This is a genomic window from Pseudomonas fortuita (assembly GCF_026898135.2).
Taxonomy (GTDB): Bacteria; Pseudomonadota; Gammaproteobacteria; order Pseudomonadales; family Pseudomonadaceae; genus Aquipseudomonas; species Aquipseudomonas fortuita.
On record NZ_CP114035.2, the window covers coordinates 4,648,797 to 4,674,192 of the forward strand.

A 25,396-nucleotide genomic window follows, 5' to 3' on the forward strand; every position below is an offset into this window, starting at 1 on the left:
GTATAGGCCAATGTTCCTGTAGTTTCGCCTCAAGGGCAAACGGATAATCCTGCCGCTATCAATGACTTTCATGAATGAATTACCGCCACCTGACACCTTCCATGTCGCTGCTGCTGGCATTCGAGGCCGCCGCCCGGCATGAAAGCTACACCCGCGCCGCTGCCGAGCTGTCACTGACCCAGAGCGCGGTCAGCCGCCAGGTGCAGGCGCTGGAACAGCAATTGGGCCTGACCCTGTTCCGCCGCGAGGGCCGCCAGGTGCAACTGACCGATGTCGGCCGCCTGTACCAGCGCGAGCTCAGTGAGGCACTGGGGCGCATCCGCAGCGCCACCCTGCAGGCACTGGCCTACCAGTCAGGGGTAGGCACCTTGCGCCTGGCCACGCTGCCTACCTTCGGCTCGAAATGGCTGCTGCCGAGGTTGCATGCGTTCTATAACGCCCACCCAGGCATGCTGGTGCACATTCATTCACGCATCGAAGCCATCAACTTCGACACCAGCGAAATCGATGCGGCCATCGGTGTGGCCAGCCACGATCTGCCGGGGCTCATCTGCCATCGCCTGCATGCCGAGGAACTGGTGGTGATCCTGCCGCCAGAGGCCGCCGCGGACAGCCAGGCCTGGAGCCCGGCAAGGATCAGCGAAGAGGTGCTGCTGAATGTGGCGAACAACCCGCACGCCTGGGGCGAGTGGTTCTCGCACCATGGCCTGCCGCACCGGTCGATGCGCCTGGGGCCGAGCTTTGAGCTGACTTCGCACCTGATTCAGGCAGTGCGCGCCGGGATTGGCATTGGCCTGGTGCCGCGCATTCTGGTAGAGGAGGAGTTGGCCAAGGCAGAGCTGTACAGCCCTGGGGTGGCGTTTGCCAGCCAGCGCAGTTACTACCTGATCTACCCGCCCAGGAATGAGGCCTTGCCGTCGTTACGGGCATTCAGGGGCTGGTTGCTGGAACAGATCTGAAGAGGCCGGCACAGGCAATAAAAAACCCCAAGCCGGTCACCTGGCTTGGGGTTTCTTCTTACTACGTTGGGTTGCTTACTTGGCTGCGGTACCCGCCACCCCACCGGCATTCATCCTGCGGCGCGGCTTGACCATGTAGACAACAAACATCGCAAACAGCCACACAGGGATCGCATACACCGAAACCTGGATGCCCGGAATCATCAGCATGATGCCCAGAATCAGCACCACGAAGGCCAGTACCACATAGTTGCCGTAGGGGTACCACAGCGCCTTGAACAGCGGCTTCTGGCCGGTACGGTCCATGTGCTGACGGAACTTGAGGTGCGAATAGCTGATCATCGCCCAGTTGATCACCAGGGTGGCCACTACCAGCGACATCAGCAGCTCCAGGGCGTTCTGAGGCATCAGGTAGTTGAGCAGCACGGCGACAAAGGTCACCGCGGCCGACACCAGGATCGAACGCACTGGCACGCCACGCTTGTCGACCTTGGCCAGCGACGCCGGGGCATCGCCCTGCTCGGCCATGCCCAGCAGCATGCGGGCGTTGCAGTAGGTGCCGCTGTTGTACACCGACAGCGCTGCGGTCAGCACCACGAAGTTCAGCAAGTGGGCGGCCACATCACTGCCCAGCAGCGAGAACACCTGCACGAACGGGCTGCTGCCATAGCTGCCACCCGAGGCATCGATGCTGGCAACCAGGTTGTCCCACGGGGTCAACGACAGCAGCACCACCAGCGCACCGACATAGAAGATCAGGATGCGGTAGATGACCTGGTTGATCGCCTTGGGGATCACGGTCTTCGGCTTGTCAGCCTCGGCAGCGGTGAAGCCGAGCATTTCCAGGCCACCGAAGGAGAACATGATGAACGCCAGGGCCATTACCAGCCCGCTGACACCGTTCGGGAAGAAACCGCCATGCGACCACAGGTTGGCGATGGTGGCGTCCGGGCCACCGCTGCCACTGGTGAGCAGGTAGGCACCCAGGCCGATCATGCTGACGATGGCCACGACCTTGATGATGGCAAACCAGAATTCGGCTTCACCGAAGAACTTCACGTTCATCAGGTTGATGGCGTTGATCAGCACGAAGAACGCCGCCGCCGTGACCCAGGTCGGGATCTCCGGCCACCAGTAGTGAACATACTTGCCGACCGCCGAAAGCTCCGACATGCCGACCAGGATGTACAGCACCCAGCAGTTCCAGCCCGACAGGAAGCCGGCGAAACCACCCCAGTAGGTGTGGGCAAAATGGCTGAACGAGCCGGCCACCGGCTCTTCAACAATCATTTCGCCAAGCTGGCGCATGATCATGAAAGCGATGAAGCCGCAAATGGCGTAGCCAAGGATCATTGACGGGCCGGCGGATTTCATCACGCCTGCCGAGCCGAGGAACAGGCCGGTACCAATCGCACCACCAAGGGCGATCAACTGGATATGGCGGTTCTTCAGGCCCCGCTTGAGCTCGCCTGAATGCATGTTTTGTCCACTCATGAACGAAGTCACCTGCATTGTTTTTATCTGTGACGGAATCGGACCCACCGCGCTCGTGGCGCAGCGGAATGAGCAAGGTGGTTACCTTGGGTTTCTTGACCTCAGGTGCCGCCGGAGCGGGTCAACCAGGCGTGATCAAGAGTGCGCGGTACGCAAGAGGGTCACAGGTAAAACGCGGCGCACTGTATACCCCTGCAAACGCGCAGGCGTCAACGCGTTGCGTCCTTCCATCCGGAAAAAACGCAGCGATCCTGTGGTGTGGGCCTTCAAAGGCGGAGTGATCGGCGTACATGGCGCCTCCATTTGTTGTTTTGTCAGCCCGGCGCTGTGGACGGGCTGTTGCACACGGCAATGGTGGCTATAACACCGTGGGGACGGGGGTTTGGGCAAGGGTGGGTCGGGCCAGGGGCGCGGCTTTGGCACATGGACGCCGGCAAGGTTTGTTTACACGACCGGGCGCGATCTGAAATGCGGACTGAAAACGGCTACATTCGTATAAATTTCTTTACACGGCGGTTCAGGAACTTGCCAGTCGTCCGAAAAATCTTTTTTGTTCAATATCTTGGGGCCGCTATGCGGCCCTTTCCGACCGGTCCAGCGCCCCGTCAAGGCCGCTACAAGGACCGCGCAAGACCTCAAATTGACGCGGTAGCTGTCGAAGCGGCCGCGCCCCTACAGGCATAAAAAAACCAGCCCGAAGGCTGGTTTCTTGATTACCACACTGACTTATCAGCCACGCGGCTTGCCGCGACCACGGCCTGCCGGCTTGTCACCCTCAGGCTTGCCGGTACGTTTGCGCATCTCGCTCGGGCGCTCGGCCACCGTGCTGCCACGGTTAGGTTTACGCGGGGCCTCTTCACGCGGCTGACGCGCCGGACGCTCGCCGGTAGCAGCACCTTCGTGAGCCGGGCGCAGGTTGCGCACGCGCTCGCCACGGCCCAGCGGGCGGGTCGACTTGCGCTGCAGGCGCTCCATCTTGTCCTTGGCCTTGAGCTTCATGGCAGGCAGCGCTACTGGCTGCAGGCCCACTTCGGCGGCCAGGATGTCGATTTCGCCCTGGGTCATTTCACGCCAGCGGCCCATCGGCAGGTCAGAGTTGAGGAACACCGGGCCGAAACGCACGCGCTTCAGGCGGCTGACCACCATGCCCTGGGATTCCCACAGGCGACGCACCTCACGGTTACGGCCCTCCATCACCACGCAGTGGTACCAGTGGTTGAAACCTTCGCCACCCGGTGCCTTCTGGATGTCGGTGAACTTCGCCGGGCCGTCTTCCAGCATCACGCCGGCTTTCAGGCGCTCGATCATCTCGTCGTCGACTTCACCACGCACCCGTACCGCGTACTCTCGGTCCATCTCGTAGGACGGGTGCATCAGGCGGTTGGCCAACTCACCGTCGGTGGTGAACAGCAGCAAGCCGGTGGTGTTGATGTCGAGGCGGCCGATGTTGATCCAGCGGCCCTCTTTTGGCCGTGGCAGGCGGTCGAACACGGTCGGGCGGCCTTCAGGGTCGTCGCGGGTGCAGATTTCACCATCAGGCTTGTTGTACATGATCACCCGGCGAGTGGCCTCGGCGGCCTCTTCGCGCTTGATCAGCTTGCCGTCTACGGCAATGGCGTCGTGCAGGTCGACGCGCTGGCCAAGGGTGGCTGCGACGCCGTTGACCTTGATGCGGCCCTGGCTGATCCAGGCCTCGACGTCACGGCGCGAACCCACGCCAATGCGCGCCAGCACTTTCTGCAGCTTTTCGCCAGCGGGTGGGGTGATCTCGGTATCTTGCAGGTCTTGCTCACTCATCTGGGCACCTCCCGGTGTAGGAATGAAAACAGGTTCTTGGCGACGAACGCGCCAAAAGGCCGCGCATCATACGCGGTTCGGCAATGGAACGCACTGGAGGTTAGAGGGTTTTGCACGCATTGGGAGAGGTTTCAGCCTAGTGGTCTTGTGTTGATCTCACTGGCCCTGTCGCCAAGAGAAGAATCAGGGCTGTAACTTGCCCTCTTCCCCCAGAGAAGCCTCAGGCTCCTCCTCGCGCAAGTCATCAAAATCGATCTTCAACCCCTCCTCCATGGCATCCAGCTCCACCAGCAAACTACGGAAGCTGGTTTCGTCCTTTGGCTCAGAAACGTCTTCTTCCCCAAGGCTGGCATCTGCCAACGCCTGCAGGTGCGCGGGCACTGGCGCATCATCCGGGTCGAGCAGCGGCTCCGGCTCCATTTCGCGCAGCTCGGCCAGGGCCGGCAGCTCATCCAGGCTCTTGAGGTTGAAATGGTCGAGAAACGCCTTGGTGGTGGCAAACATCGCTGGCCGCCCGGGCACTTCGCGGTAGCCAACCACGCGAATCCACTCGCGCTCGACCATGGTCCTGATGATATTGCTGTTCACCGCCACGCCCCGCACGTCTTCGATCTCGCCACGGGTGATGGGCTGGCGGTAGGCGATCAGGGCCAGGGTTTCGAGCAGCGCGCGCGAATAACGCTGCGGGCGCTCTTCCCACAGGCGCCCGACCCAGGGCGCAAAGTCCTCGCGAATCTGCAGGCGGTAGCCGCTGGCCACTTCCTTGAGCTCGAAGGCACGGCCGCTGCACGACTTGCCCAGCACCTCAAGGGCCTGCTTGAACACCTGGGGCTCGGGGCGCTCGGCCTCTTCGAGCAGTTCGTACAGGCGCTCCAGGGATTGCGGCTTGCCCGAAGCCAGCAAAAAAGCTTCGATCAGTGACGCCAGGTCGCGGGGGTCATTCAGGTTCATCAGGTTCTTCAACAAGCGCTGGGCGAAGCCGCACATGGATAGCGGCGAAGGGTTCATTCTGCACCAGTTCGATCAGCGATTCCTTCACCAGTTCGAGAACCGCCATGAAGGTCACCACCACACCCAGCTTGCCCTCTTCGGCGGCAAACAGGTCGCCGAACGGCACGAAAGCACCGCCCTTGAGGCGCTCCAGCACCTGGCTCATGCGCTCACGGGTGGACAAGGTCTCACGGCTGATCTGATGGCTTTCGAACAGGTCGTTGCGGCGCATGACCTCGGCCATGGACATCAGCAACTCTTCCAGGCTGACCTGCGGCAACAGCTTGCGGACCTTGGCCTGCGGTGCTTCCAGACGCGGCACAACGACCTCGCGGCCCACCCTTGGCAGGTCGTCAATGCCCTCGGCTGCGGCCTTGAAACGTTCGTACTCCTGCAGACGGCGGATCAGCTCGGCGCGCGGGTCGCCCTCCTCCTCCTCGACATCGGCCGAACGCGGCAGCAGCATGCGCGACTTGATCTCGGCGAGCATGGCGGCCATCACCAGGTACTCGGCAGCCAACTCCAGGCGCACGCTTTTCATCAGTTCCACGTAGCCCATGTACTGGCGGGTGATTTCCGCCACCGGGATGTCAAGGATGTCGATGTTCTGCTTGCGGATCAGGTACAGCAACAGGTCGAGCGGCCCTTCGAAGGCTTCCAGGATGACTTCCAGGGCATCCGGCGGAATGTACAGGTCCAGCGGCATTTCGGTCAGGGCTTCGCCGTAGACCAGGGCCAGTTGCAACTGCCGAGGCGACTCGGCCTGCTCAGCCGGTGCCTCGGGCGCCTCCATCTGGCTCACGCGTTGACCATAAACGGCGTGGGGTCGCCGCAGCCTTCGCGGATCAGCGCGGGCTCATCGCCAGTGAGGTCAATGACGGTCGACGCCTTGAGGTCGCCAAAACCGCCATCGATGATCAGATCGACATGGTGCTCCAGGCGCTGACGGATCTCGTAGGGGTCGGTCATCGGCTCTGTTTCGGGCGGCAAGATCAGGCTCACGCTCATCAACGGCTCGCCCAGCTCTTCTAGCAGAGCCAGCACGATCGGGTTGGATGGCACGCGCAATCCAATGGTCCGCCGTTTCTCGTGCATCAGCAACCGCGGTACCTCGCGGGTGGCATTGAGAATGAAGGTATAAGGCCCCGGAATGTGCGCTTTGAGCAGGCGGAACGTAGACGTATCGATCTTGGCGAACAACCCCATTTGCGACAAGTCGCAGCACAGCAGCGTGAAGTTGTGCTGCTTGTCCAACTGGCGCAAGCGCCGAACCCGCTCGATGGCGTTTTTATCGCCAATCTGGCAGCCCAGCGCGTAGGCCGAGTCGGTCGGGTAAACCACCACGCCACCCTTGCGGATGATCTCGACGGCCTGTTTTATCAGCCGCGCTTGTGGGTTCTCCGAATGAATCTGGAAAAATTGGCTCACGTAGTCATCCTGTTCATAGCGCCAAAGGCTGTTCATGGCTGAATCGACGCCACAGAGGTGGCAGATCCTCGGGCAAAGGCCGGTAGGCACCGATCTCTCCCCAGGTGCCGGGGCCGTGGAAGTCACTGCCAGCGCTTGCCAGCAGGCCGAACTCACGAGTAAGGATGGACATCGTGCCCACCTGCTCGGCCGGCATCATCCCGTTGACCACCTCAAGTGCCTGCCCGCCTGCCTGAATATAGTCGGCAATCAGCCTTCTGCGCTTGCTGCGGGTCAGGTCGTAGTGCATGGGGTGTGCAAGGCTCACCCACGCTTTGGACTGCCGCAGGGTGGCGACAGTTTCGTCGAGGGTCGGCCAATGCTGCTTGACGTCGCCCAGCTTGCCGGCACCCAGCCACTTGCGAAACGCCTCGCCGCGGTCCTTGACGTGCCCGGCACGCACCAGGTACTCGGCAAAATGGGGGCGCGCCGGGGCGTTGCCGCTGTCGCCCAGCTCGTGCTGTACGGCGCGGGCGCCCTCGAGTGTGCCGGGCATGCCCTTGGCTGCCAGCCGTTTGTCTATTTCTTCGGCGCGCAGCCAGCGGCCACGGTGCAGCGCTTCAATGGCCGCCAGCAAGGGCGGCGCGTCCAGCGGGAAGTCATAACCCAGCACATGGATGGTCGCGCCACCCCAGGTGCACGACAATTCCACCCCGCTGACCCAGCGCATGCCCCGCTCAATGCAGGCCTGGCGGGCTTCGGGCAGGCCTTCGAGGGTGTCGTGGTCAGTCAGTGCCAGCGTTTGCACCCCGTGCTCATGGGCCCGGGCAACCAGTACCGAGGGCGACAGGGCGCCGTCGGAGGCCGTGCTGTGACAGTGCAGATCAACATTCATGGAGAGCGCTTTCGCTGGAATCGATGTTTGTTATTATGCCGTCACATCCCGATTCTGGCTGCCATTGTGAAACAATTCATCGATTTCATCCCGCTGCTGCTGTTCTTCATCGTCTACAAGCTTGACCCGCGCCCCATGGAAGTCGCCGGCCACAGCTTCGAATTCGGCGGCATCTACAGTGCCACGGCCATGCTGATCATCAGCTCGCTGGTGGTGTACGGTGCGCTGTTCCTGCGCCAACGCAGGCTGGAAAAGGGCCAATGGCTGACGCTGGTGGCCTGCCTGGTATTCGGCGGCCTGACCCTGACCTTCCATAGCGAAACCTTCCTCAAGTGGAAAGCGCCGGTGGTGAACTGGCTGTTCGCCCTGGGCTTTGCCGGCAGCCATTTCATCGGCGATCGGGTGCTGATCAAGCGCATCATGGGCCACGCCCTGACCCTGCCCGATGCCGTCTGGACCCGCCTGAACGTTGCCTGGATCGGTTTCTTCCTGTTCTGCGGCGCGGCCAACCTGTTCGTCGCCTTTACCTTCCAGGACTTCTGGGTGGACTTCAAGGTGTTCGGCAGCCTGGGCATGACCGTGATCTTCCTGGTGGCGCAAGGCGTGTACCTGTCGCGCCACCTGCACGACGACCCTTCTACTACCAAACCCAAGGATTGACATGCTCTACGCCATCATCGCCAGCGACGTCGCAAACTCCCTGGAAAAGCGCCTGGCTGCCCGCCCGGCGCACATCGAACGCCTGCAGCAGCTCAAGGCCGAAGGCCGCGTGGTGCTGGCCGGCCCCCACCCAGCCATCGACAGCAACGACCCGGGCGAAGCCGGTTTCAGCGGTAGCCTGATCGTTGCCGAATTCGAATCGCTGGCCGCGGCGCAGGCCTGGGCCGATGCCGATCCTTACATTGCGGCGGGCGTGTACGACAACGTCGTCGTCAAGCCGTTCAAGCAAGTATTGCCTTGATCTGAGACCAAGTCGCTTCCTCGCGGGCAAGCCCGCGAAGAAGCTGACACGGCACCAGTAGTTATACGGCTGCCATCAGTCTGCGGTATCTTTGCCACTGGCGGGCCGAATAGCCGCCGTCAATGGTTGAATTGAGTGAGTCATGAGCGAGCTGTTACTGATTGATGATGACCAGGAACTGTGCGAGCTGCTCGGCAGCTGGCTGACCCAGGAAGGGTTCACCGTGCGTGCGTGCCATGATGGCCTGAGCGCACGCCAGGCCCTGGCCGAGCACGCTCCGGCGGCCGTGGTACTGGATGTGATGCTGCCCGATGGCAGCGGCCTGGAATTGCTCAAGCAATTGCGCAGCGAGCACACCGAGCTGCCGGTGCTGATGCTCTCTGCACGGGGCGAGCCGCTGGACCGCATTCTTGGCCTGGAGCTGGGCGCCGACGACTACCTGGCCAAACCTTGCGACCCGCGCGAGCTCACGGCCCGTCTGCGAGCAGTGTTGCGCCGCAGCCACCCCACCGCCACCACCAGCCAGGTGGAACTGGGCGACCTGGTGTACAGCCCTGCGCGCGGCGTGGCCAGCATCGACGGCCGTGAAATGACCCTGACCCTGTCCGAAAGCCGCATTCTTGAAGCCCTGCTGCGCCAGCCTGGCGAACCGCTGGACAAGCAGGAGCTGGCGCAAATCGGCCTGGGGCGCAAACTGACCCTGTACGACCGCAGCCTGGACATGCATGTCAGTAACCTGCGCAAGAAGATCGGCCCGCATGCCGATGGCAGGCCACGTATCGTGGCGCTGCGTAGCCGTGGCTATTACTACTGCCTGTAACTCGCTGCAAGCTACAAGAAGGCGCAAGATCGCAATCGGCTTCACTTGCAGCCTGGAGCTTGGAACTGTTCTTTACAGTGCCTTTACCATCCCCTGACTGCGCTTGACGGTGATCTCCCTAGACTGTGCTCATCCGGTAACCACCGGCCTATGAAAGGAGAGACACCATGCGCAAGACCCTTATCGCCCTGATGTTCGCCGCCGCCCTGCCGACCGTGGCCATGGCCATGCCTGAAGGCGGCCCGCGTCACGACGGCCCGCATCATCGCGGTGATGCGCCTTTCCATCAACTGGACCTGAGCCGCGACCAGCGCCAGCAGATCGGCAAGCTGATGGGCGAGCAGATGCAGCAGCGCCGTGACATCACCGAGCGCTACCTGGCCAAGCTGCCAGCCGCCGACCAGAAAGCCATGAAAGACGAGCTGCAAGCCAGCCGCGACAAGACCGACACTGCGGTGCGCAACCTGCTCAAACCTGAACAGCAGAAAAAGTTCGACGAACTGCAAAAGGAACGCGCCGCCAAGAAAGCCGAGTGGCAGGAGTTCCAGGCCTGGAAAGCTGAAAAAGGCACCAAGGCTCAGTAAGCTGTCCGCCCGATGCCCGGCCCGCCTCCCCGCGGGCCGGGCTTTTACCGTTTACAGGAGGTGCACTTGCGTTCACTGTTCTGGCGCATCCTGGCCAGTTTCTGGCTGGCTATCACCCTGGTCGCAGGCCTGTCTATCCTGCTGGGCCACATGCTCAACCAGGATGCCTGGATCCTTAGCCGCCACCCGGGCCTGAATACCTTGGCCAGCAAGTGGGCCAAGCATTACGAGCAGCAAGGCCTGGATGCGGCACAGCACTTTCTGGAACGGCGCAAAGATCGCTACAAGATCGACGTGCAGGTACTCGATGACAGTGGCGAGGCCGTGGTGCCCGGCACCTTCCCACGCCGTGCGGCGGCCTTCGAGGCACGCCAGCACAATGACGAGCGGCGCCTGCCATGGCGTCGGCTGACCGAGGAATACACCAGCCCGGAGACCGGCGAAACCTACCTGCTGATCTACCGCATCCCCCACCCTGCACTGGACGCCTGGCACCGCGAAAGCCTGATGTGGCCGCTCAGTGCCTTGGGCATTGCGCTGGTGGTACTGACCCTGTTCAGCCTGCTGGTCACCCTGTCCATTACCCGCCCGCTAAGCCGCCTGCGCAGCGCGGTGCATGACCTGGGGCAGACCACTTACCAGCAGAACAGCCTGGCGCAGCTGGCTGCACGGCGTGACGAGTTTGGCGTGCTGGCCAAGGACTTCAACAAGATGGGCGCGCGCCTGCAAAGCACCATTGGCAGCCAGCGCCAGTTGCTGCGCGATGTGTCCCATGAGTTGCGCTCGCCGCTGGCCAGGCTGCGCATTGCCCTGGCTTTGGCCGAGCGCGCCGGGCCTGAGCAGCGGGAGACCTTGTGGCCGCGCCTGACCCGCGAGTGCGACCGGCTGGAAGACCTGATCAGCGAAATCCTTGCCTTGGCCCGGGTCGATGCGGAGCAGGCTCATGCCGAGCCGGTCGACCTCAATGCCCTGCTCGGCAGCGTGCGCAAAGACGCCTTGCTCAGCGCACCGGACCAGGACGTGCGCCTGGAGGCGCAGCCGGGGTTGACCCTGCAAGGTTGGCCGACGCTGATCGAGCGCGCCGTCGACAACCTGCTGCGCAATGCCCTGCGCTTCAACCCGGTGGGGCAGCCGGTCGAGGTCAGCGCCGTGCGTGAGCAGGACCACATCGTGATCAGCGTGCGTGACCATGGGCCCGGGGCGGCAGCGGAGCATCTGGCGCAGCTGGGCGAGCCGTTCTTCCGCGCGCCGGGGCAGGACGCGCCAGGGCATGGCCTGGGGCTGGCGATTGCGCGCAAAGCGGCGGAGCGCCATGGCGGGAGACTGGTGCTGGATAACCACCCACAGGGGGGCTTTGTGGCCAGGCTGGAGTTGCCCTTGGCTGAAGCTACTGGCAGTTGATGTGATGCAAAGGCCACTGGCCTCTTCGCGGGGCAAGCCCGCTCCCACAGGTACGGTGCAGGTATCAGGCAGCGCGGACAACCACCCACAGGGGGGCTTTGTGGCCAGGCTGGAGTTGCCCTTGGCTGAAGCTACTGGCAGTTGATGTGATGCAAAGGCCACTGGCCTCTTCGCGGGGCAAGCCCGCTCCCACAGGTACGGTGCAGGTATCAGGCAGCGCGGACAACCATCCACAGGGGGGGGTTGTGGCCAGGCTGGTGCTGCCCTTGGCTGAAGCTGCTGGCAGTTAATGTGATGTAAGGGCCACTGGCCTCTTCGCGGGGCAAGCCCGCTCCCACAAGTACGGTGCAGGTATCAGGCAGCGCGGACAACCATCCACAGGGGGGGCTTTGTGGCCAGGTTGGAGTTGCCCTTGGCTGAAGCTACTGGCAGTTGATGTGATGCAAAGGCCACTGGCCTCTTCGCGGGGCAAGCCCGCTCCCACAAGTACGGTGCAGGTATCAGGCAGCGCGGACAACCATCCACAGGGGGGGGCTTGGTGGCCAGGCTGGAGTTGCCCTTGGCTGAAGCTACTGGCAGTTGATGTGATGCAAAGGCCACTGGCCTCTTCGCGGGGCAAGCCCGCTCCCACAGGTACGGTGCAGGTATCAGGCAGCGCGGACAACCATCCACAGGGGGGGCTTTGTGGCCAGGCTGGAGTTGCCCTTGGCTGAAGCTACTGGCAGTTGATGTGATGCAAAGGCCACTGGCCTCTTCGCGGGGCAAGCCCGCTCCCACAAGTACGGTGCAGGTATCAGGCAGCGCGGACAACCATCCACAGGGGGGGCTTTGTGGCCAGGCTGGAGTTGCCCTTGGCTGAAGCTACTGGCAGTTGATGTGATGCAAAGGCCACTGGCCTCTTCGCGGGGCAAGCCCGCTCCCACAGGTACGGTGCAGGTATCAGGCAGCGCGGACAACCATCCACAGGGGGGGCTTGGTGGCCAGGCTGGAGTTGCCTTTGGCTGAAGCTACTGGCAGTTGATGTGATGTAAAGGCCACTGGCCTCTTCGCGGGGCAAGCCCGCTCCCACAGGTACGGTGCAGGTATCAGGCAGCGCACAGTACCTGTGGGAGCGGGCTTGCCCCGCGAAGAGGCCAGTGGCCCTGATGCAATAAATCAGCCCCAGGCTGCGTTACTCGCCCCAGGCGCTGACGAACTCGGTAGTGTCCAGCACCGGCGCAGTGCGCGGCTCGGTCAGCGGCGTGCCGACATACAGGTAACCGATCAACTCTTCATTCTGGGCCAGACCCAGGCCCTTGTGCACATGGGCATCGAAGGCCATGTCCCCGGTACGCCACACCGCCCCGATGCCTTGCGCATGCGCGGCAATCAGAATGCCGTGCGCCGCACAGCCGGCTGCCAGACGCTGCTCGGACTTGGGCACCTTGAAGTGGTCCTGCAGCTTGGCGATCACCACGATCAGCAGCGGCGCCCGCAGCGGCATGGCGCGGGCCTTGTCCAGCGCAGCCTGGCTGGCTTCGCCCTTGTTCTGCACCGCTTCAGCGAACAGCTCACCCAGCTTTTCACGGCCCTGGCCCTCGATGGTCAGGAAGCGCCATGGTCGCAGCTGGCCATGATCCGGGGCGCGCAAGGCAGCCTGGAACAGCGCCTCGCGCTGTGCGGCATTGGGTGCCGGGTCAGTCAGGCGTGGCACGGAAACACGGTTGAGCAATGCGTCGAGAGCCTCCATCGGCTACCCTCCTGGCAGTTGAATGTGCGGCCATTCTAGCGTTTACATCACCAGACCCATAGGTAGAATGGCGCCCTTCCGTTTCGAGTCAGAGCAGATCACATGGCGTTGCCGACCTTAAGGATCATTGGTTTCATCATCGGCATCTTCCTGATTACCCTCGCCGTCGGCATGGCTGTGCCCATGGCGACCCTGGTGATCTTCGAGCGCACTGGTGACATGCCCTCCTTCCTCTGGTCGAGCCTGATCACCTTCATCGCCGGCCTGGCCCTGGTGGTACAGGGCCGCCCCGAGCATGTCCACCTGCGCCCGCGTGACATGTACCTGCTCACGGTCAGCAGCTGGCTGGTGGTGTGCGTGTTTGCCGCCCTGCCGTTCCTGCTGACCCAGCACATCAGCTACACCGACGCCTTCTTCGAGAGCATGTCGGGCATCACCGCTACCGGCGCTACCGTACTCAGCGGGCTCGATAACATGTCGCCGGGTATTCTCATGTGGCGCTCGATGCTTCACTGGCTCGGCGGCATCGGCTTCATCGCCATGGCGGTGGCGATCCTGCCATTGCTGCGCATCGGCGGCATGCGCCTGTTCCAGACCGAATCGTCCGACCGCTCGGAAAAGGTCATGCCACGCTCGCACATGGTGGCCAAGTCGATCGTGGGGGTGTACGTCGGCTTCTCTATCCTCGGCTCGCTGGCCTTCTGGTGGGCGGGGATGAGCCCGTTCGATGCAATCAACCACGCCATGTCGGCAATCTCCACCGGCGGCTTCTCCACCTCCGACCAGTCGCTGGCAAAATGGGATATCCCGGCCGTGCACTGGGTCGCGGTGGTGGTCATGATCATGGGCAGCCTGCCGTTCACCCTTTACGTCGCGACCCTGCGTGGCAACCGCAGGGCGCTGATCCGTGACCAGCAGGTGCAAGGTTTGCTGGGCATGCTGGTGGTTACCTGGTTGGTCCTGGGCACCTGGTACTGGTACAGCACCAACCTGCACTGGCTCGATGCCCTGCGCCACGTAGCCTTGAACGTGACCTCGGTGGTCACTACCACCGGCTTCGCCCTGGGCGACTACAGCCTGTGGGGCAACTTTTCGCTGATGCTGTTCTTCTACCTGGGCTTCGTCGGCGGCTGCTCCGGCTCGACCGCAGGCGGTATCAAGATTTTCCGCTTCCAGGTGGCCTACATCCTGCTCAAGGCCAGCCTCAACCAACTGATCCACCCGCGTGCGGTGATCAAGCAGAAATACAACGGCCACCGCCTCGACGAAGACATCGTGCGCTCGATTCTGACGTTCTCGTTCTTCTTCGCCATCACCATCTGCGTCATGGCCCTGTTGCTGTCGTTGCTGGGCGTGGACTGGATGACCGCATTGACCGGCGCTGCCGGCACAGTTTCGGGTGTAGGCCCGGGCTTGGGTGAAGTGATCGGCCCGTCGGGCAACTATGCCACGCTGCCGGACGCGGCCAAGTGGATCCTGGCGGCCGGCATGCTGCTTGGCCGCCTGGAAATCATTACGGTGCTGGTGCTGTGTATGCCGGCGTTCTGGCGTCACTGACCCCCTCGGCGTCCGTGCCGAGGCGGGCGCGGTACTCGCTTGGGGTGGCATCGAACCAGCGGCGGAATGCCCGGTAGAAATTGCTGGGGTCGGCAAAGCCCAGCAGGTAGGCGGTTTCCAGCAGTGTCATGCCCGGCTGGGCCAGGTATTGCTCGGCCAGCTCGCGACGGGTGTCATCAAGCAAGCTCTGGAAACTGGTGCCCTCCTCCTGCAGACGCCGCTGCAAGGTGCGCTGCGACAAGTGCAAGGCCTGGGCCAGGGTTTCGCGCTTGGGTTCCCCCTGCGGCAAGATGCGGCACAACACCTGCCGCACGCGGTGGGTAACCCGGCTTTCGGAAAATCGTGCCAGGTACTCCCCGGCAAAACGGTCGTGCAGCACCGCCATGGCCTCGTTGGCAGTCGGCAGCGGCGCCTCCATGTCGGCCCGTTCGAACACCAGCGCATCGTGCGGCGCGCCGAACACCAGGGGCGAATGGAACGCCACTTTGTACGGCTCGACATTCTTTGGCTGCGGCCCCTGCACCAGTACCCGGCGCGGCTGTACCGGCCGCCCACTGAGCCATTTGCTCAGCGCCAGCGCACAGGCCAGCGATGCTTCGGCACTGTGCCGGGTCGGGGGCAGATGGTCGCCATGCACCGTCAGGATCAGCGAATAGCCCTCGTCGCCAAGGACAAAACTGAGATCGGAGCTTTCGGCGATGATGCGCTGGTACCGCACCAGGCGCTGGAAGCCTTCTGCCAGGGTGCGGCTGGACATCAATGCATAGCCCACCACATGGAACGAAGCCGGCCGTACCACGCGGGCCATGTTCAGGCCAATGGCTTCATTGCCTGACAGCTCCACCGCCAGCTGCCACAGCCGGGTCATGGAATCTTGCGGAAAACGTGCATCGGGGTCGTCGAGGGCAGCGAAGTCCAGCCCCAGTTGCTTGAACATGGACGGGCAGTCCAGCCCTTCCAGTTCGAGCGCCTTCACAATCCCTGATGCCCAGCTGGCTGACGTGGTTCTTTCGCTCATGACAGGCTTCTTTTTACCGACCGCTCCTGCGGTGAACCCCAAGGATACTCATTTGGCGCCTATTGTCACTGGTAGGCCCCGTCAGTCACTCTAGACTCGAATCAGGCTCCACGCCGTGCATCTTGTCCAGAAGTATTAATCCCGGAGCACTGCCATGAACCGCACAGCGCAGTATCGCAGTTTTGCCGAGTTCTATCCTTACTACCTGGGGGAGCACAGCAACCCCACCTGCCGCCGCCTGCACTTTGTCGGCACCAGCTTGGTAATAGCGCTGCTGGCCTACACCATTGGCAGTGGCAAATGGTTGCTTTTGCTGGCCGTGCCGCTGTTCGGCTATGGCTTCGCCTGGGTCGGGCACTTCTTTTTCGAAAAGAACCGGCCGGCGACCTTCACCTACCCGCTGTACAGCCTGGCCGGGGATTTCGTGATGTTCCGGGATATCTTGCTGGGCAAGATCCGGCTATAGACATTGAGGGCGGGTTGCGGCCCCATGGTTCTGCAGCCTCTAAGCCGGCTCACGCGACGCCGCCACTGCCTGCGCTTCCCGCGCCTGGGCATCGGCCAACCGATACAGCTCCATACGGCCATCCCAATGCTCGATCAGCGCCGTGCACGACTCCACCCAGTCTCCGCAATTGAGGTAGTCCACCTCGCCCACCTTGCGGATCTCGGCATGGTGGATATGCCCACACACCACCCCGTGCAAACCACGCCGGGTGCACTCATGGGCAATGGCATCCTCGAAGTCGCTGATGAAGTTCACCGCGCCCTTGACCTTGTGCTTCAGGTACGCCGACAGCGACCAGTAACCATAGCCATACCGCGCACGCCAGTGGTTGAGCCAACGGTTGAGCACCAACGTGAACCCGTAGGCACGATCACCGAGAAACGCCAGCCAGCGGTGGTAACGGGTAATCACGTCGAACTGGTCACCATGGATCACCAGCAGGCGGCGGCCATCGGCGGTCAGGTGTTCGGCCTCATCCACCAGCTGGATGTTGCCCAGGATCAGCTTCGAGTAGCGGCGCAGGAATTCGTCATGGTTGCCGGTGACGTAGATCACCTCGGTACCGCGCTTGCTCATGGTCAGCAAGCGGCGGATCACGTTGGTGTGGGCTTGTGGCCAGTAAATGCCACCGCGCAGTTTCCAGCCATCGATGATGTCGCCTACCAGGTACACGCGGTCGGCCTGGTAGCCCTTGAGGAACTGCGACAGGTGTTCGGCCTGGCAGTCGCGTGTCCCCAGGTGGACATCGGAGATCCACAGGGTACGCACGCGTTGCTTGCGCGAGGGACGGGAGAGTTCGGCATGGGTCATGGACAGGCTCCGGCGCAGTTTGCTGGAGACTGGCAGGCGCGCATGACAGCGCCGTGGCAAAACGGTTACCGGTGATCGCCTGCCGGGAATGAGGCACAATGCGGATCTGCCCTGCGAGGACGCCCCCATGACCGCCGGCCCGATACTCTCGCTGCGCCATTACCGCGACAGCCTGATCGCCCACAGCCACGAACACCCGCAACTGGTGTTCGGCCTGCGTGGCCGCCTGGAGTTCGAGGTACAGGGGCAAGGCGCCGGGATCGACCGGCAAGGGCTGGTCGTGGTCCCGGCAGGCGCGCATCACACCTGCGCCAGCGATGGCGGCAGCCACTGCCTGGTGCTTGATGTGCCTGGCGAGCAGTGGCTGCACGAGCAGCTGGGCGAGCATGCCGATGCCAGCCGCCGCCTGCTCGACCGCCCCGCCGCGCTGGGCCTGGACGACCGTCAGCAACAGTTGGTGGACTGGCTGGCGGCCAGCCCCATGGACGACCCGCTGATTGCCCGGCAAGGCGCAGCGCTGTTGCTGGCCAGCCTCAACTGCACGGCAGCAGCCAACGTGCGCCCCAGCCAGCGCCTACCCTATGCAGCCTTCGATGCCCATATCGAGCAGCATGCTGCCTACCCGTTGCAGGTCGCCGACCTGGCGCGCATCGCCGGGCTGTCCGGCGCCCGGCTGCATGCGCGGTTTACTGCCGAATGCGGCATGACACCGATGGACTACATTCGCCAGCGGCGCTTGCTCAAGGCGCGGCGGCTGGTGGTGCAGACCGTGCTACCGATGAGTGAAATTGCGGCGCAGGTGGGGTATTGCTCGCAGAGTGCGTTTTCAGCGGCGATGTTGCGGGCGTTCGGGTGTACGCCAATGGCTTTGCGGCGAGAGCCTGGCGACAACTGACAGCAGTCTTGCGACAGAAATCGTTGGCCTGTGGTTTTACACTTTGCCAGTGCCGGCCTCTTCGCAGCACAAGGCTGCTCCTACAGAATACGCACAGTCCCTGTAGAAGCAGCCTTGTGCTGCGAAGAGGCCGGCAACGTCGATAAAGATCTTGAGCAAGGACCACCATGAACCACCGCACCGCCCTCGGCGCCCTGCACATTGGCGCGCTGTTCTTCGGCCTGACCGGCGTCTTCGGCAAACTGGCCGCCACTGCCAGCCCGGCGATCATCGTCTTCGGCCGCGCCGCCTTCGCCGTACTCGCCCTGGCCCTGTTCGCCAGCCTGACCGGCCCGGGCTGGCAACGCCTGAGCAGCCAGGATATCCGTCGCCTGCTGCTCGGCGGTGTGCTGCTGGCCGGCCACTGGGTCAGTTTCTTCATTGCCGTCAAAGTTGGCGGCGTGGCCATCGCCACCCTCGGTTTCGCCAGTTTCCCGGCCTTCACCGTCATCCTCGAAGGCCTGCTGTTCCGCGAGCGCATCCGCCGCAACGAGGCCGTGCTGGTGCTGCTGGTCAGCATCGGCCTGATACTGGTCACGCCAGATTTCGACCTGGCCAGCGAGGCCACTGGCGGCCTGCTCTGGGCACTGCTGTCAGGGCTGCTGTTCTCGCTGCTGTCCCTCACCAACCGCGCCGGCTCCGGGCGTTTGCCAGCAGTACAGGCTGCCCTGTGGCAGAACCTGGTGGTAAGCCTGTGCCTGCTGCCGTTCGCCGCACCAGGTCTGGCAGGCGTGGCGGCCATGGACTGGCTGTGGATCGCCCTGCTCGGCATCTTCTGCACCGGCGTGGCGCACAGCCTGTTCGTCGCCAGCCTGGCGGTGATCAAGGCGCGCACCGCCGCCGTGGTGTTCGGCATGGAGCCGGTCTATGGCATTGCCGTGGCCTGGGTGGTGTTCGCCGAAACCCCGACCTTGCGCATGCTGCTGGGCGGCGCGCTGATCATCTTCGCCATCGTGCTGTCCAGCCGCATGACCCGCGAACAACCACCCAAGCAGCGGCCACTGGCCGAGGGCGCCTGATCAGCGGTCGTTGTGGCCAAGGTCACGCTGCGGGTCGATCTGGTCGCGTACCCGCTGTTTCAGCACCTTGGCCTCGGGGAAGCCGCCGTCGGCCTTGCGCTCCCAGATCTGCACGCCATTGCAGGTAATGCAGAAGACCCCGCCGGTGCCCGGTGACAGCGCGACCTGGCCAAGGTCGTCGGCAAACGTGCTGAGCAGTTCCTGGGCCAGCCAGGCAGCGCGCAGCAGCCACTGGCACTGGGTGCAATAAGTGATGACGATTTCGGGCTTGTTGTCGGCCATGCTGAGGCATCTCCAGGTAAGGGGCCGCTTATACTAGCGGTCTTTAGCCCACGGTTTGAGACTCACGATGCGCCGTTTGCTGTGCTGTTTGCTGCTCGCCCTCACCTTATTCATGGCTGCCGCTGCGGAACCTGCCAGGCCCAAGGTCGGCTTGGTGTTGTCGGGGGGTGCGGCCCGTGGCCTGGCCCACATCGGCGTGCTCAAGGCACTGGAGGAACAGGGCGTGCGCATCGACGCCATCGCCGGCACCAGCATGGGCGCAGTGGTCGGCGGGCTTTACGCTTCGGGCTACAGTGTCGCAGAACTGGAAAAGCTCGCCACCACCCTGGACTGGCAACAGGCGCTGTCCGATGCCCCGCCGCGCAAGGACGTGCCGTTCCGGCGCAAGCAGGATGATCGCGATTTCCTGGTCAAGCAAAAGCTCAGCTTTCGCGACGACGGCAGCCTGGGCCTGCCGCTGGGGGTGATCCAGGGGCAGAACCTGTCACTGCTGCTGGAAAGCAAACTGGCGCACACCGCCGATACCCGCGATTTCGACAAGCTGCCCATCCCCTTTCGCGCTGTAGCCACCGACATCGCCAGTGGCGAAAAGGTGGTGTTCCGCCACGGCCATCTGCCCCAGGTCATCCGTGCCAGCATGTCGATCCCCGCCGTGTTTGCCCCGGTCGAACTGGACGGCCGCCTGCTGGTGGACGGCGGCATGGTCGACAACATCCCCGTCGACGTGGCCCGCGAAATGGGCGTGGACCTGGCCATCGTGGTCGACATCGGTACCCCGCTGCGCGATCGCAAGCAACTGCTGACCGTGGTCGACGTGCTCAACCAGTCGATTACCCTGATGACACGGCGCAATTCGGAAGAACAACTGGCCAGCCTGCAGCGCGATGACATCCTCATCCAGCCATCGCTAGCTGCCTTCGGCGTGACCGACTTCGGCCGTGCCCGGGACATGATCGACGCCGGTTACCGCGCCACCCGCCTGCTCGACCAACGCCTGGCTGCCCTGCGCGAGCCTGAGGGTGACAGCAACCTGGCCGTGGCCCGCTCGCCACGCCAGCGCACGCCGGTGATCACCGCGATCCGGATCGAGAACGACTCCAAGGTCAGCGACGACGTGATCCGCTCTTACATCCGTCAGCCGATCGACGCCCCCCTTGAGCTGGACCGCCTGCAGACCGACATGGGCACGCTCTACGGCCTGGACTACTTCGACCGGGTGCAGTACCGCGTGGTGCACAAGGGCAACGACAACACCTTGGTGATCAACGCCCGCGGTCGACGCGGCGGCACCGACTACCTGCGCCTGGGCCTGAACCTTTCGGACGACCTGCGCGGTGACAGCGCCTTCAACCTGGGCGCCAGCTACCGGGTCAATGGCATCAACAGCCTGGGTGCCGAGTGGCTGACCCGTGGCCAGATCGGCGACCAGCAAGAACTGTACAGCGAGTTCTACCAGCCGCTGGACGTTGGCTCGCGCTATTTCATTGCGCCGTACCTGGATTTCAGCTCACAGAACATCGAAGCCACCCTGGACAACGACCCCGTCGCAGAGTACCGCCTGGAACGCTACGGCTTTGGCCTGAACCTCGGCCGCCAGATTGGCACCAACGGTGAAGTACGCCTGGGCGTGGGCAAGGCCTGGGGCGAGGCCGAGGTACGCATTGGCGACCAGGACCTGCCCAAGGTCAGCTTCAACGAGGGCTTCTATGAACTGAAGTATTCGTTCGACACCCTCGACAACGTGTATTTCCCGCACAGCGGTGAGGACATTGGCCTGACCTTGCGCAAGTACGACAAATCGCTGGACTCCGACCAGGATTACCGGCAGTGGCTGTTCAACCTGGACAAGGCCATCAGTAGCGGGCCGAACACCTTCGTGCTGGGCGGACGCTACGGGCGCACCCTGGACGCTACCGAAGTGGTGACGTCCAGCTTCGTGATGGGTGGGGCACGAGAGCTGTCTGGCTTTCGCCAGGACTCGGTGTCGGGGCAGAACGTGAGCCTGCTGCGCATGGTCTATTACCGCCGGCTGACGCCACGGGCCTACGTACCGCTGGACTTCCCGCTGTACATTGGCGGGTCGCTGGAACGTGGGCGCGCGTGGAACAACGACAACGAGTTCGACAGCGGCTACATCAATGCGGCGAGCATCTTCCTGGGGCTGGAAACGCCTCTGGGGCCGCTGAACTTCAGCTACGGCACCAACAGTGCGCATGAGCAGGCGGTGTACCTGAACCTGGGGCATACCTTCTGATTCGCCGGGGGCCGCAAAGCGACCCCAGGGGCCCTCAGGACTTCTCGAGGTTGGACAGGATCGTGGCATGCACCCGCATGCACACCTGCAACTCTGCCTCGTCCACCCCGGTGAAAAGCTCCAACCGCAGCTGGTTGGCGATGGTTTCGATCTGGTCGATCAGCGGCTTGGCCGGCGGGCACAGCAAGATCTTCTTGGCCCGCCGGTCTTCCACCACCGCCTGCCGGCGCACCAGCCCTTGTGCTTCCAGGCTGTCGAGCAGGCGCGCCAGGGTCGGGCCTTCAACGCCCACGCTCTGGGCCAGCTCACGCTGAGTAGGGGCTTCTTCGAAACGCGCCAGGTGCAGCAACACCAGCCAGCGCGCCTGGGACAGGTTGAGCCCGGCCAGGCGGCGGTCCAGTTCGGCACGCCAGCCCCGGGACATCTGGGCCAGCTGCATGCCGAAGCGGTGTTGGTTGTCGGTCAGGGGCATAAGCAACTCATTGAACAGATCTAATTATTAGGCAGCTAACCATGCCCTTTCCGACGAGGCAAGGCTCGCGCGCCCTTCGCCGTTCGATAATCGTCAAAAAGCATGACAAAGGTCAGCAGATGGCGGTTCTGCCCTCGATCTGACTGCCCGTCACATCTCGAACTCGGCCGCCAGCGCCGCACGCACGCAATACAGCACACCCTCCGGCACCCGTGCCCCGAACTGGGGCGCAATGGCCGACACCGGCGGCAGTTCGCCCTCGCCATCCAGGAAGGCGTCCTGTACTTCCATCAGCAGGTCTTCCGGCAGGTCGAGGGCCTGGTCAAGGCTAAGCTCCTGGCGGCCCAACGCCTCGGCCAGCAGGCTATACACGTTCTTCTCGCTGCAGTTGAGCTGCCCGGCGATCTGCGCCGGGGTCATGCCGGCCCGGGCCAGGCTGACCAGTTCGTGGCGCAGGTCGAGTACCACTTTCGGCGCCTCTTCGGTGCCACCGCTGTTGTTCAGTACCTCGAGGAACGCCTGGCCATAACGCTCCAGCTTGCGCGCCCCCACACCGCTGACCTGGGCCATATCGCTGAGGCTGACCGGCTGGCTGCGCAGCATTTCCAGCAGCGTCGAGTCGGGGAAGATGACATAGGGCGGCACACTGTGCTCCTCCGCCAGCTTGCGCCGCAGGGTACGCAGCGCTTCCCACAGCTCGCGCTCCTCGGCACGCACCAACTGGCTGGCCGGGCTGCCACCGCTGGACGATGAGGTCTTGGCCGTGGTCTGCGGCTTGAGGTCGCGACGCAGTTGCAAGGTCACCTCGCCGCGCAGCAGTGGCCGGCAGCTGTCGGACAGGCGCAGGCCGCCATAGCCCTCCAGGTCGATGTCGACCAGCCCACGCGCCACCAGCTGGCGGAACAACGAACGCCACTCGACCTCGGCCAGGCCCTTGCCGACGCCGAACACCGACAGCTTCTCGTGGCCGAAATTGCGCACCTTCTCGTTGTCCTTGCCCAACAGCACATCGACCAGGTGGCCGACACCATAGCGCTGGCCAGTGCGGAAAACCGCCGACAGCGCCTGACGGGCCGGCTCGGTGGCGTCCCAGGTCTGAATGTTGTCGACACAGTTGTCGCAGTGCCCGCACGGCTGCTCGAGGATTTCATCGAAATAGGCCAGCAACGACTGGCGGCGGCAGCGGGTCTCTTCGCACAACGCCAGCATGGCGTCGAGCTTGTGCTGCTCGATGCGCTTGTGGCGCTCGTCTCCTTCGGAGTTCTGCAGCATCTGCTTGAGCATGACCATGTCCTGCAGGCCGTAGGCCATCCAGGCATCGGATGGCAAGCCGTCCCGGCCGGCACGGCCGGTTTCCTGGTAATAGGCCTCAAGCGACTTGGGCAGGTCGAGGTGGGCAACGAAGCGCACGTTGGGTTTGTCGATACCCATGCCGAAGGCAATGGTGGCGACCATGATCAACCCTTCCTCATTAAGGAAGCGGTGCTGGTTGGCAGAACGGGTCTCGGCAGCCAGGCCGGCATGATAAGGCAATGCCGGGAAACCCTGATCACAGAGGAAGGCTGCCGTTTCGTCGACCTTCTTGCGCGACAGGCAGTACACAATGCCCGCGTTGCCGCGGCGCTCGCCAAGGAAGGCCATCAGCTGCTTGCGCGGCGCTTCCTTGGGTACGATGCGATAGAAGATGTTCGGCCGGTCAAAGCTCGACAGGAAGCGCTCGGCGCCTTGCAGGTGCAGGCGCTGGACAATCTCTTCGCGGGTGCGCATATCGGCGGTGGCGGTCAGCGCAATGCGCGGCACATGCGGGAACAGCTCGGCCAATTGCCCCAGTTGCAGGTATTCGGGGCGGAAATCGTGGCCCCACTGCGACACGCAGTGCGCCTCGTCGATGGCAAACAGCGAGATGTCCAGATCGCGCAGGAAATCGAGCATGCGCGGCTGCACCAGGCGCTCCGGCGCCAGGTACAGCATCTTCACTTCGCCACGGCGCAGGCGCCCGGCCAGTTCACGCTGCTGCTCCGCCGTCAGGGTAGAGTTCAGCGCGGCAGCCGACACGCCCAGTTCGTCCAGCGTGGCGACCTGGTCGTCCATCAACGCAATCAGCGGTGAGACCACCACCGTCAGGCCCGGGCGCAGCAGCCCCGGCACCTGGAAACACAGCGACTTGCCGCCACCAGTGGGCATCAGCACCAGGGCATCGCCGCCATTGGCCACGCATTCGATGATTGCTGCCTGGCGCCCACGGAAACTGTCGTAGCCGAAGATGTCCTTGAGAACGCGCTGAGCCTGTTCGAGCATGTGCAACTCCACAAATCGCCGTACCACCCTGCATACAGGCTGGACGAAAAACCCGCTCCGCACACGCCAAATGCGTAAGCGGTTTTTGCCAGGGGCCGATAAAATCTGCCCCTGCATGAAAAATCGCGGAGTATACCGCAGCACCGCACTGCACAGGGCACCATGGTGATAGACGTTCCCTTTACCCCGCTACCCTTGCTTGGTGCTAGAATTCGGTATCGTTTATTCCCCAAGGTAGCCCTGTAATGTCCTTCGCCGAGCAACTGACCCGCCTGCAAGCCTTCCTCGACGCCGACGAGCTGCACGAAGAGGCGCTGGACTACGTCGCCGCCCACGGCTACCTGACCGCCCTGTCGATCAACGCCGAGGACGTGCCCGAGCGCGAATGGATCGACGCCTTGTTCGCCGAAGAGCCGCACTACGCCAGCGAGGCCCAGCGCACCGAGATCGAAGCCACCCTGGTGGCGTTGAAAGCGCACATCGCCCGCCAGCTGGCCAGCGACGAAGAATTCGACCTGCCATGCGACCTCGACCTGACCGACGAGCCGGATGATTCCGACCTGCGCGGCTGGTGCATTGGCTTCATGGAAGGCGTGTTCCTGCGTGAAGAGGCCTGGTTCGAGAACGCCGAAGAAGAAGTCAGCGAAATGTTGCTGCCGATCATGGTGGGCTCTGGCCTGTTCGACGAACAGCCAGAGTTCGCCGACATCGCCAGCAACGCCAACCTGCAGGATGACATGATCGTCCAGATCCCCGAGGCGCTGAGCGCATTGTTCCTGCTGCTGCACGCCCCTGACGAAAAACCGGCGCTGCTCAAGCCACGCCACCACTGAGTCGCCTGTGCGCTACCTGCTGCTGGCCATCGGCTGGCTCAGCGTTGCGCTGGGGGTGTTGGGGATATTCCTTCCGGTATTGCCCACCACCCCTTTCCTGCTTTTGGCGGCAGCCTGCTTTGCCCGCAGTTCGCCGCGCTTTCACCACTGGCTGGTCCATCACCCGAAGCTCGGGCCATGGATCCGCGACTACCTCAGTGGTGAAGGCATCCCCCTCAAGGGCAAGGTCTACGCCATCGGCCTGATGTGGGCCAGCATTGGCCTGTCGTGCTATCTGGTGCCCCTGTTCTGGGCCCGCGCCTTCATGTTGACCAGCGCTGTATTGGTAAGCCTCTATATCGTCAGGCAGAAAACCCTGCACACACCGAAGTGAC

General features: G+C 63.3%; 25 protein-coding genes. 13 read left to right on the forward strand and 12 right to left on the reverse strand.

Annotation, left to right across the window (positions count from 1 at the left end; genetic code table 11):
* The first annotated feature begins 74 nt into the window (after positions 1–74).
* Positions 75–959, forward strand: coding sequence for a LysR substrate-binding domain-containing protein (locus OZ911_RS21240; protein WP_016488508.1), 885 nt, complete (start codon positions 75–77; stop codon positions 957–959).
* Positions 960–1,034: 75 nt separating this feature from the next.
* Here the strand turns inward: OZ911_RS21240 and OZ911_RS21245 are convergent, their stop codons facing one another.
* From OZ911_RS21245 to OZ911_RS21270, 6 genes are all read right to left on the reverse strand, one after another.
* Complete coding sequence (locus OZ911_RS21245) at positions 1,035–2,453, reverse strand: amino acid permease (RefSeq protein ID WP_161775555.1); 1,419 nt, start codon at positions 2,451–2,453, stop codon at positions 1,035–1,037.
* 729 nt (positions 2,454–3,182) lie between these two features.
* On the reverse strand, positions 3,183–4,250 hold the full coding sequence (rluB, locus tag OZ911_RS21250) for a 23S rRNA pseudouridine(2605) synthase RluB (protein ID WP_016488510.1): 1,068 nt from the start codon (positions 4,248–4,250) through the stop codon (positions 3,183–3,185).
* Positions 4,251–4,433: 183 nt separating this feature from the next.
* Complete coding sequence (gene scpB / locus OZ911_RS21255) at positions 4,434–5,201, reverse strand: SMC-Scp complex subunit ScpB (protein WP_024717734.1); 768 nt, start codon at positions 5,199–5,201, stop codon at positions 4,434–4,436.
* Entirely contained in the window at positions 5,188–6,042 is an 855-nt protein-coding gene (locus tag OZ911_RS21260; protein ID WP_023048349.1) for a segregation and condensation protein A, read from the reverse strand. The genes scpB and OZ911_RS21260 overlap by 14 nt, the downstream gene beginning before the upstream one ends.
* Positions 6,039–6,668 carry an L-threonylcarbamoyladenylate synthase gene (locus OZ911_RS21265; RefSeq protein ID WP_033732044.1) on the reverse strand — a complete coding sequence of 210 codons (630 nt, stop codon included), beginning with the start codon at positions 6,666–6,668 and terminating at the stop codon, positions 6,039–6,041. The genes OZ911_RS21260 and OZ911_RS21265 overlap by 4 nt, the downstream gene beginning before the upstream one ends.
* Positions 6,669–6,681: 13 nt before the next feature.
* Entirely contained in the window at positions 6,682–7,542 is an 861-nt protein-coding gene (locus tag OZ911_RS21270; protein WP_016488514.1) for a PHP domain-containing protein, read from the reverse strand.
* Between the two features lie 66 nt (positions 7,543–7,608).
* Here OZ911_RS21270 and OZ911_RS21275 point away from each other — a divergent pair, with 66 nt between their 5' ends.
* From OZ911_RS21275 to OZ911_RS21295, 5 genes are all read left to right on the forward strand, one after another.
* Positions 7,609–8,202: a septation protein A gene (locus tag OZ911_RS21275; protein ID WP_023048351.1), complete on the forward strand. Its 594-nt coding sequence runs from the start codon at positions 7,609–7,611 to the stop codon at positions 8,200–8,202.
* Between the two features lies 1 nt (position 8,203).
* A complete protein-coding gene (locus OZ911_RS21280) occupies positions 8,204–8,503 on the forward strand; it encodes a YciI family protein (protein WP_016488516.1) in 300 nt (99 codons plus the stop codon).
* A 142-nt stretch (positions 8,504–8,645) separates the two neighbouring features.
* A complete protein-coding gene (locus OZ911_RS21285; RefSeq protein WP_016488517.1) occupies positions 8,646–9,323 on the forward strand; it encodes a response regulator transcription factor in 678 nt (225 codons plus the stop codon).
* 167 nt (positions 9,324–9,490) lie between these two features.
* Positions 9,491–9,907, forward strand: a complete 417-nt coding sequence (locus tag OZ911_RS21290; RefSeq protein WP_016488518.1) for a Spy/CpxP family protein refolding chaperone — start codon at positions 9,491–9,493, stop codon at positions 9,905–9,907.
* Positions 9,908–9,967: 60 nt separating this feature from the next.
* Positions 9,968–11,308 carry a sensor histidine kinase gene (locus tag OZ911_RS21295; RefSeq protein WP_060519137.1) on the forward strand — a complete coding sequence of 447 codons (1,341 nt, stop codon included), beginning with the start codon at positions 9,968–9,970 and terminating at the stop codon, positions 11,306–11,308.
* Positions 11,309–12,479: 1,171 nt separating this feature from the next.
* Here OZ911_RS21295 and OZ911_RS21300 read toward each other — a convergent pair.
* A complete protein-coding gene (locus OZ911_RS21300; protein ID WP_016488520.1) occupies positions 12,480–13,037 on the reverse strand; it encodes an NAD(P)H nitroreductase in 558 nt (185 codons plus the stop codon).
* A gap of 102 nt (positions 13,038–13,139) precedes the next feature.
* Here OZ911_RS21300 and OZ911_RS21305 point away from each other — a divergent pair, with 102 nt between their 5' ends.
* On the forward strand, positions 13,140–14,594 hold the full coding sequence (locus tag OZ911_RS21305) for a TrkH family potassium uptake protein (protein WP_016488521.1): 1,455 nt from the start codon (positions 13,140–13,142) through the stop codon (positions 14,592–14,594).
* On the opposite strand, the gene OZ911_RS21310 is transcribed toward OZ911_RS21305, so the two are convergent.
* Positions 14,551–15,612 carry an AraC family transcriptional regulator gene (locus OZ911_RS21310; RefSeq protein WP_016488522.1) on the reverse strand — a complete coding sequence of 354 codons (1,062 nt, stop codon included), beginning with the start codon at positions 15,610–15,612 and terminating at the stop codon, positions 14,551–14,553. The genes OZ911_RS21305 and OZ911_RS21310 overlap by 44 nt on opposite strands.
* A gap of 154 nt (positions 15,613–15,766) precedes the next feature.
* On the opposite strand from OZ911_RS21310, the gene OZ911_RS21315 reads away from it, so the two are divergent.
* The gene (locus OZ911_RS21315) at positions 15,767–16,078 is read left to right on the forward strand and encodes an Mpo1-like protein (protein ID WP_016488523.1); all 312 of its coding nucleotides are present in this window, start codon (positions 15,767–15,769) and stop codon (positions 16,076–16,078) included.
* A 39-nt stretch (positions 16,079–16,117) separates the two neighbouring features.
* Here OZ911_RS21315 and OZ911_RS21320 read toward each other — a convergent pair whose 3' ends face one another.
* Positions 16,118–16,930, reverse strand: a complete 813-nt coding sequence (locus OZ911_RS21320; protein ID WP_023047725.1) for a UDP-2,3-diacylglucosamine diphosphatase — start codon at positions 16,928–16,930, stop codon at positions 16,118–16,120.
* Positions 16,931–17,057: 127 nt separating this feature from the next.
* Here OZ911_RS21320 and OZ911_RS21325 point away from each other — a divergent pair, with 127 nt between their 5' ends.
* Together OZ911_RS21325 and OZ911_RS21330 are read left to right on the forward strand one after the other, a co-directional pair.
* A complete protein-coding gene (locus OZ911_RS21325) occupies positions 17,058–17,825 on the forward strand; it encodes a helix-turn-helix domain-containing protein (RefSeq protein WP_070087026.1) in 768 nt (255 codons plus the stop codon).
* Positions 17,826–17,992: 167 nt separating this feature from the next.
* On the forward strand, positions 17,993–18,883 hold the full coding sequence (locus OZ911_RS21330) for a DMT family transporter (RefSeq protein WP_023049202.1): 891 nt from the start codon (positions 17,993–17,995) through the stop codon (positions 18,881–18,883).
* On the opposite strand, the gene OZ911_RS21335 is transcribed toward OZ911_RS21330, so the two are convergent.
* On the reverse strand, positions 18,884–19,165 hold the full coding sequence (locus OZ911_RS21335) for an Rdx family protein (RefSeq protein WP_016488527.1): 282 nt from the start codon (positions 19,163–19,165) through the stop codon (positions 18,884–18,886).
* Between the two features lie 67 nt (positions 19,166–19,232).
* Here OZ911_RS21335 and OZ911_RS21340 point away from each other — a divergent pair, with 67 nt between their 5' ends.
* Complete coding sequence (locus tag OZ911_RS21340; protein ID WP_268968467.1) at positions 19,233–21,419, forward strand: patatin-like phospholipase family protein; 2,187 nt, start codon at positions 19,233–19,235, stop codon at positions 21,417–21,419.
* Positions 21,420–21,453: 34 nt separating this feature from the next.
* Here OZ911_RS21340 and OZ911_RS21345 read toward each other — a convergent pair whose 3' ends face one another.
* Entirely contained in the window at positions 21,454–21,891 is a 438-nt protein-coding gene (locus tag OZ911_RS21345) for a MarR family transcriptional regulator (protein ID WP_016488529.1), read from the reverse strand.
* Positions 21,892–22,041: 150 nt separating this feature from the next.
* The gene (gene recQ, locus OZ911_RS21350) at positions 22,042–24,189 is read right to left on the reverse strand and encodes a DNA helicase RecQ (RefSeq protein WP_016488530.1); all 2,148 of its coding nucleotides are present in this window, start codon (positions 24,187–24,189) and stop codon (positions 22,042–22,044) included.
* 245 nt (positions 24,190–24,434) lie between these two features.
* On the opposite strand from recQ, the gene OZ911_RS21355 reads away from it, so the two are divergent.
* Together OZ911_RS21355 and OZ911_RS21360 are read left to right on the forward strand one after the other, a co-directional pair.
* Positions 24,435–25,022: a YecA/YgfB family protein gene (locus OZ911_RS21355; RefSeq protein WP_010955200.1), complete on the forward strand. Its 588-nt coding sequence runs from the start codon at positions 24,435–24,437 to the stop codon at positions 25,020–25,022.
* A 7-nt stretch (positions 25,023–25,029) separates the two neighbouring features.
* Positions 25,030–25,395 (forward strand): YbaN family protein, encoded by a 366-nt coding sequence (locus tag OZ911_RS21360; RefSeq protein WP_016488531.1) that lies wholly within the window; start codon positions 25,030–25,032, stop codon positions 25,393–25,395.
* Position 25,396: the final 1 nt, after the last annotated feature.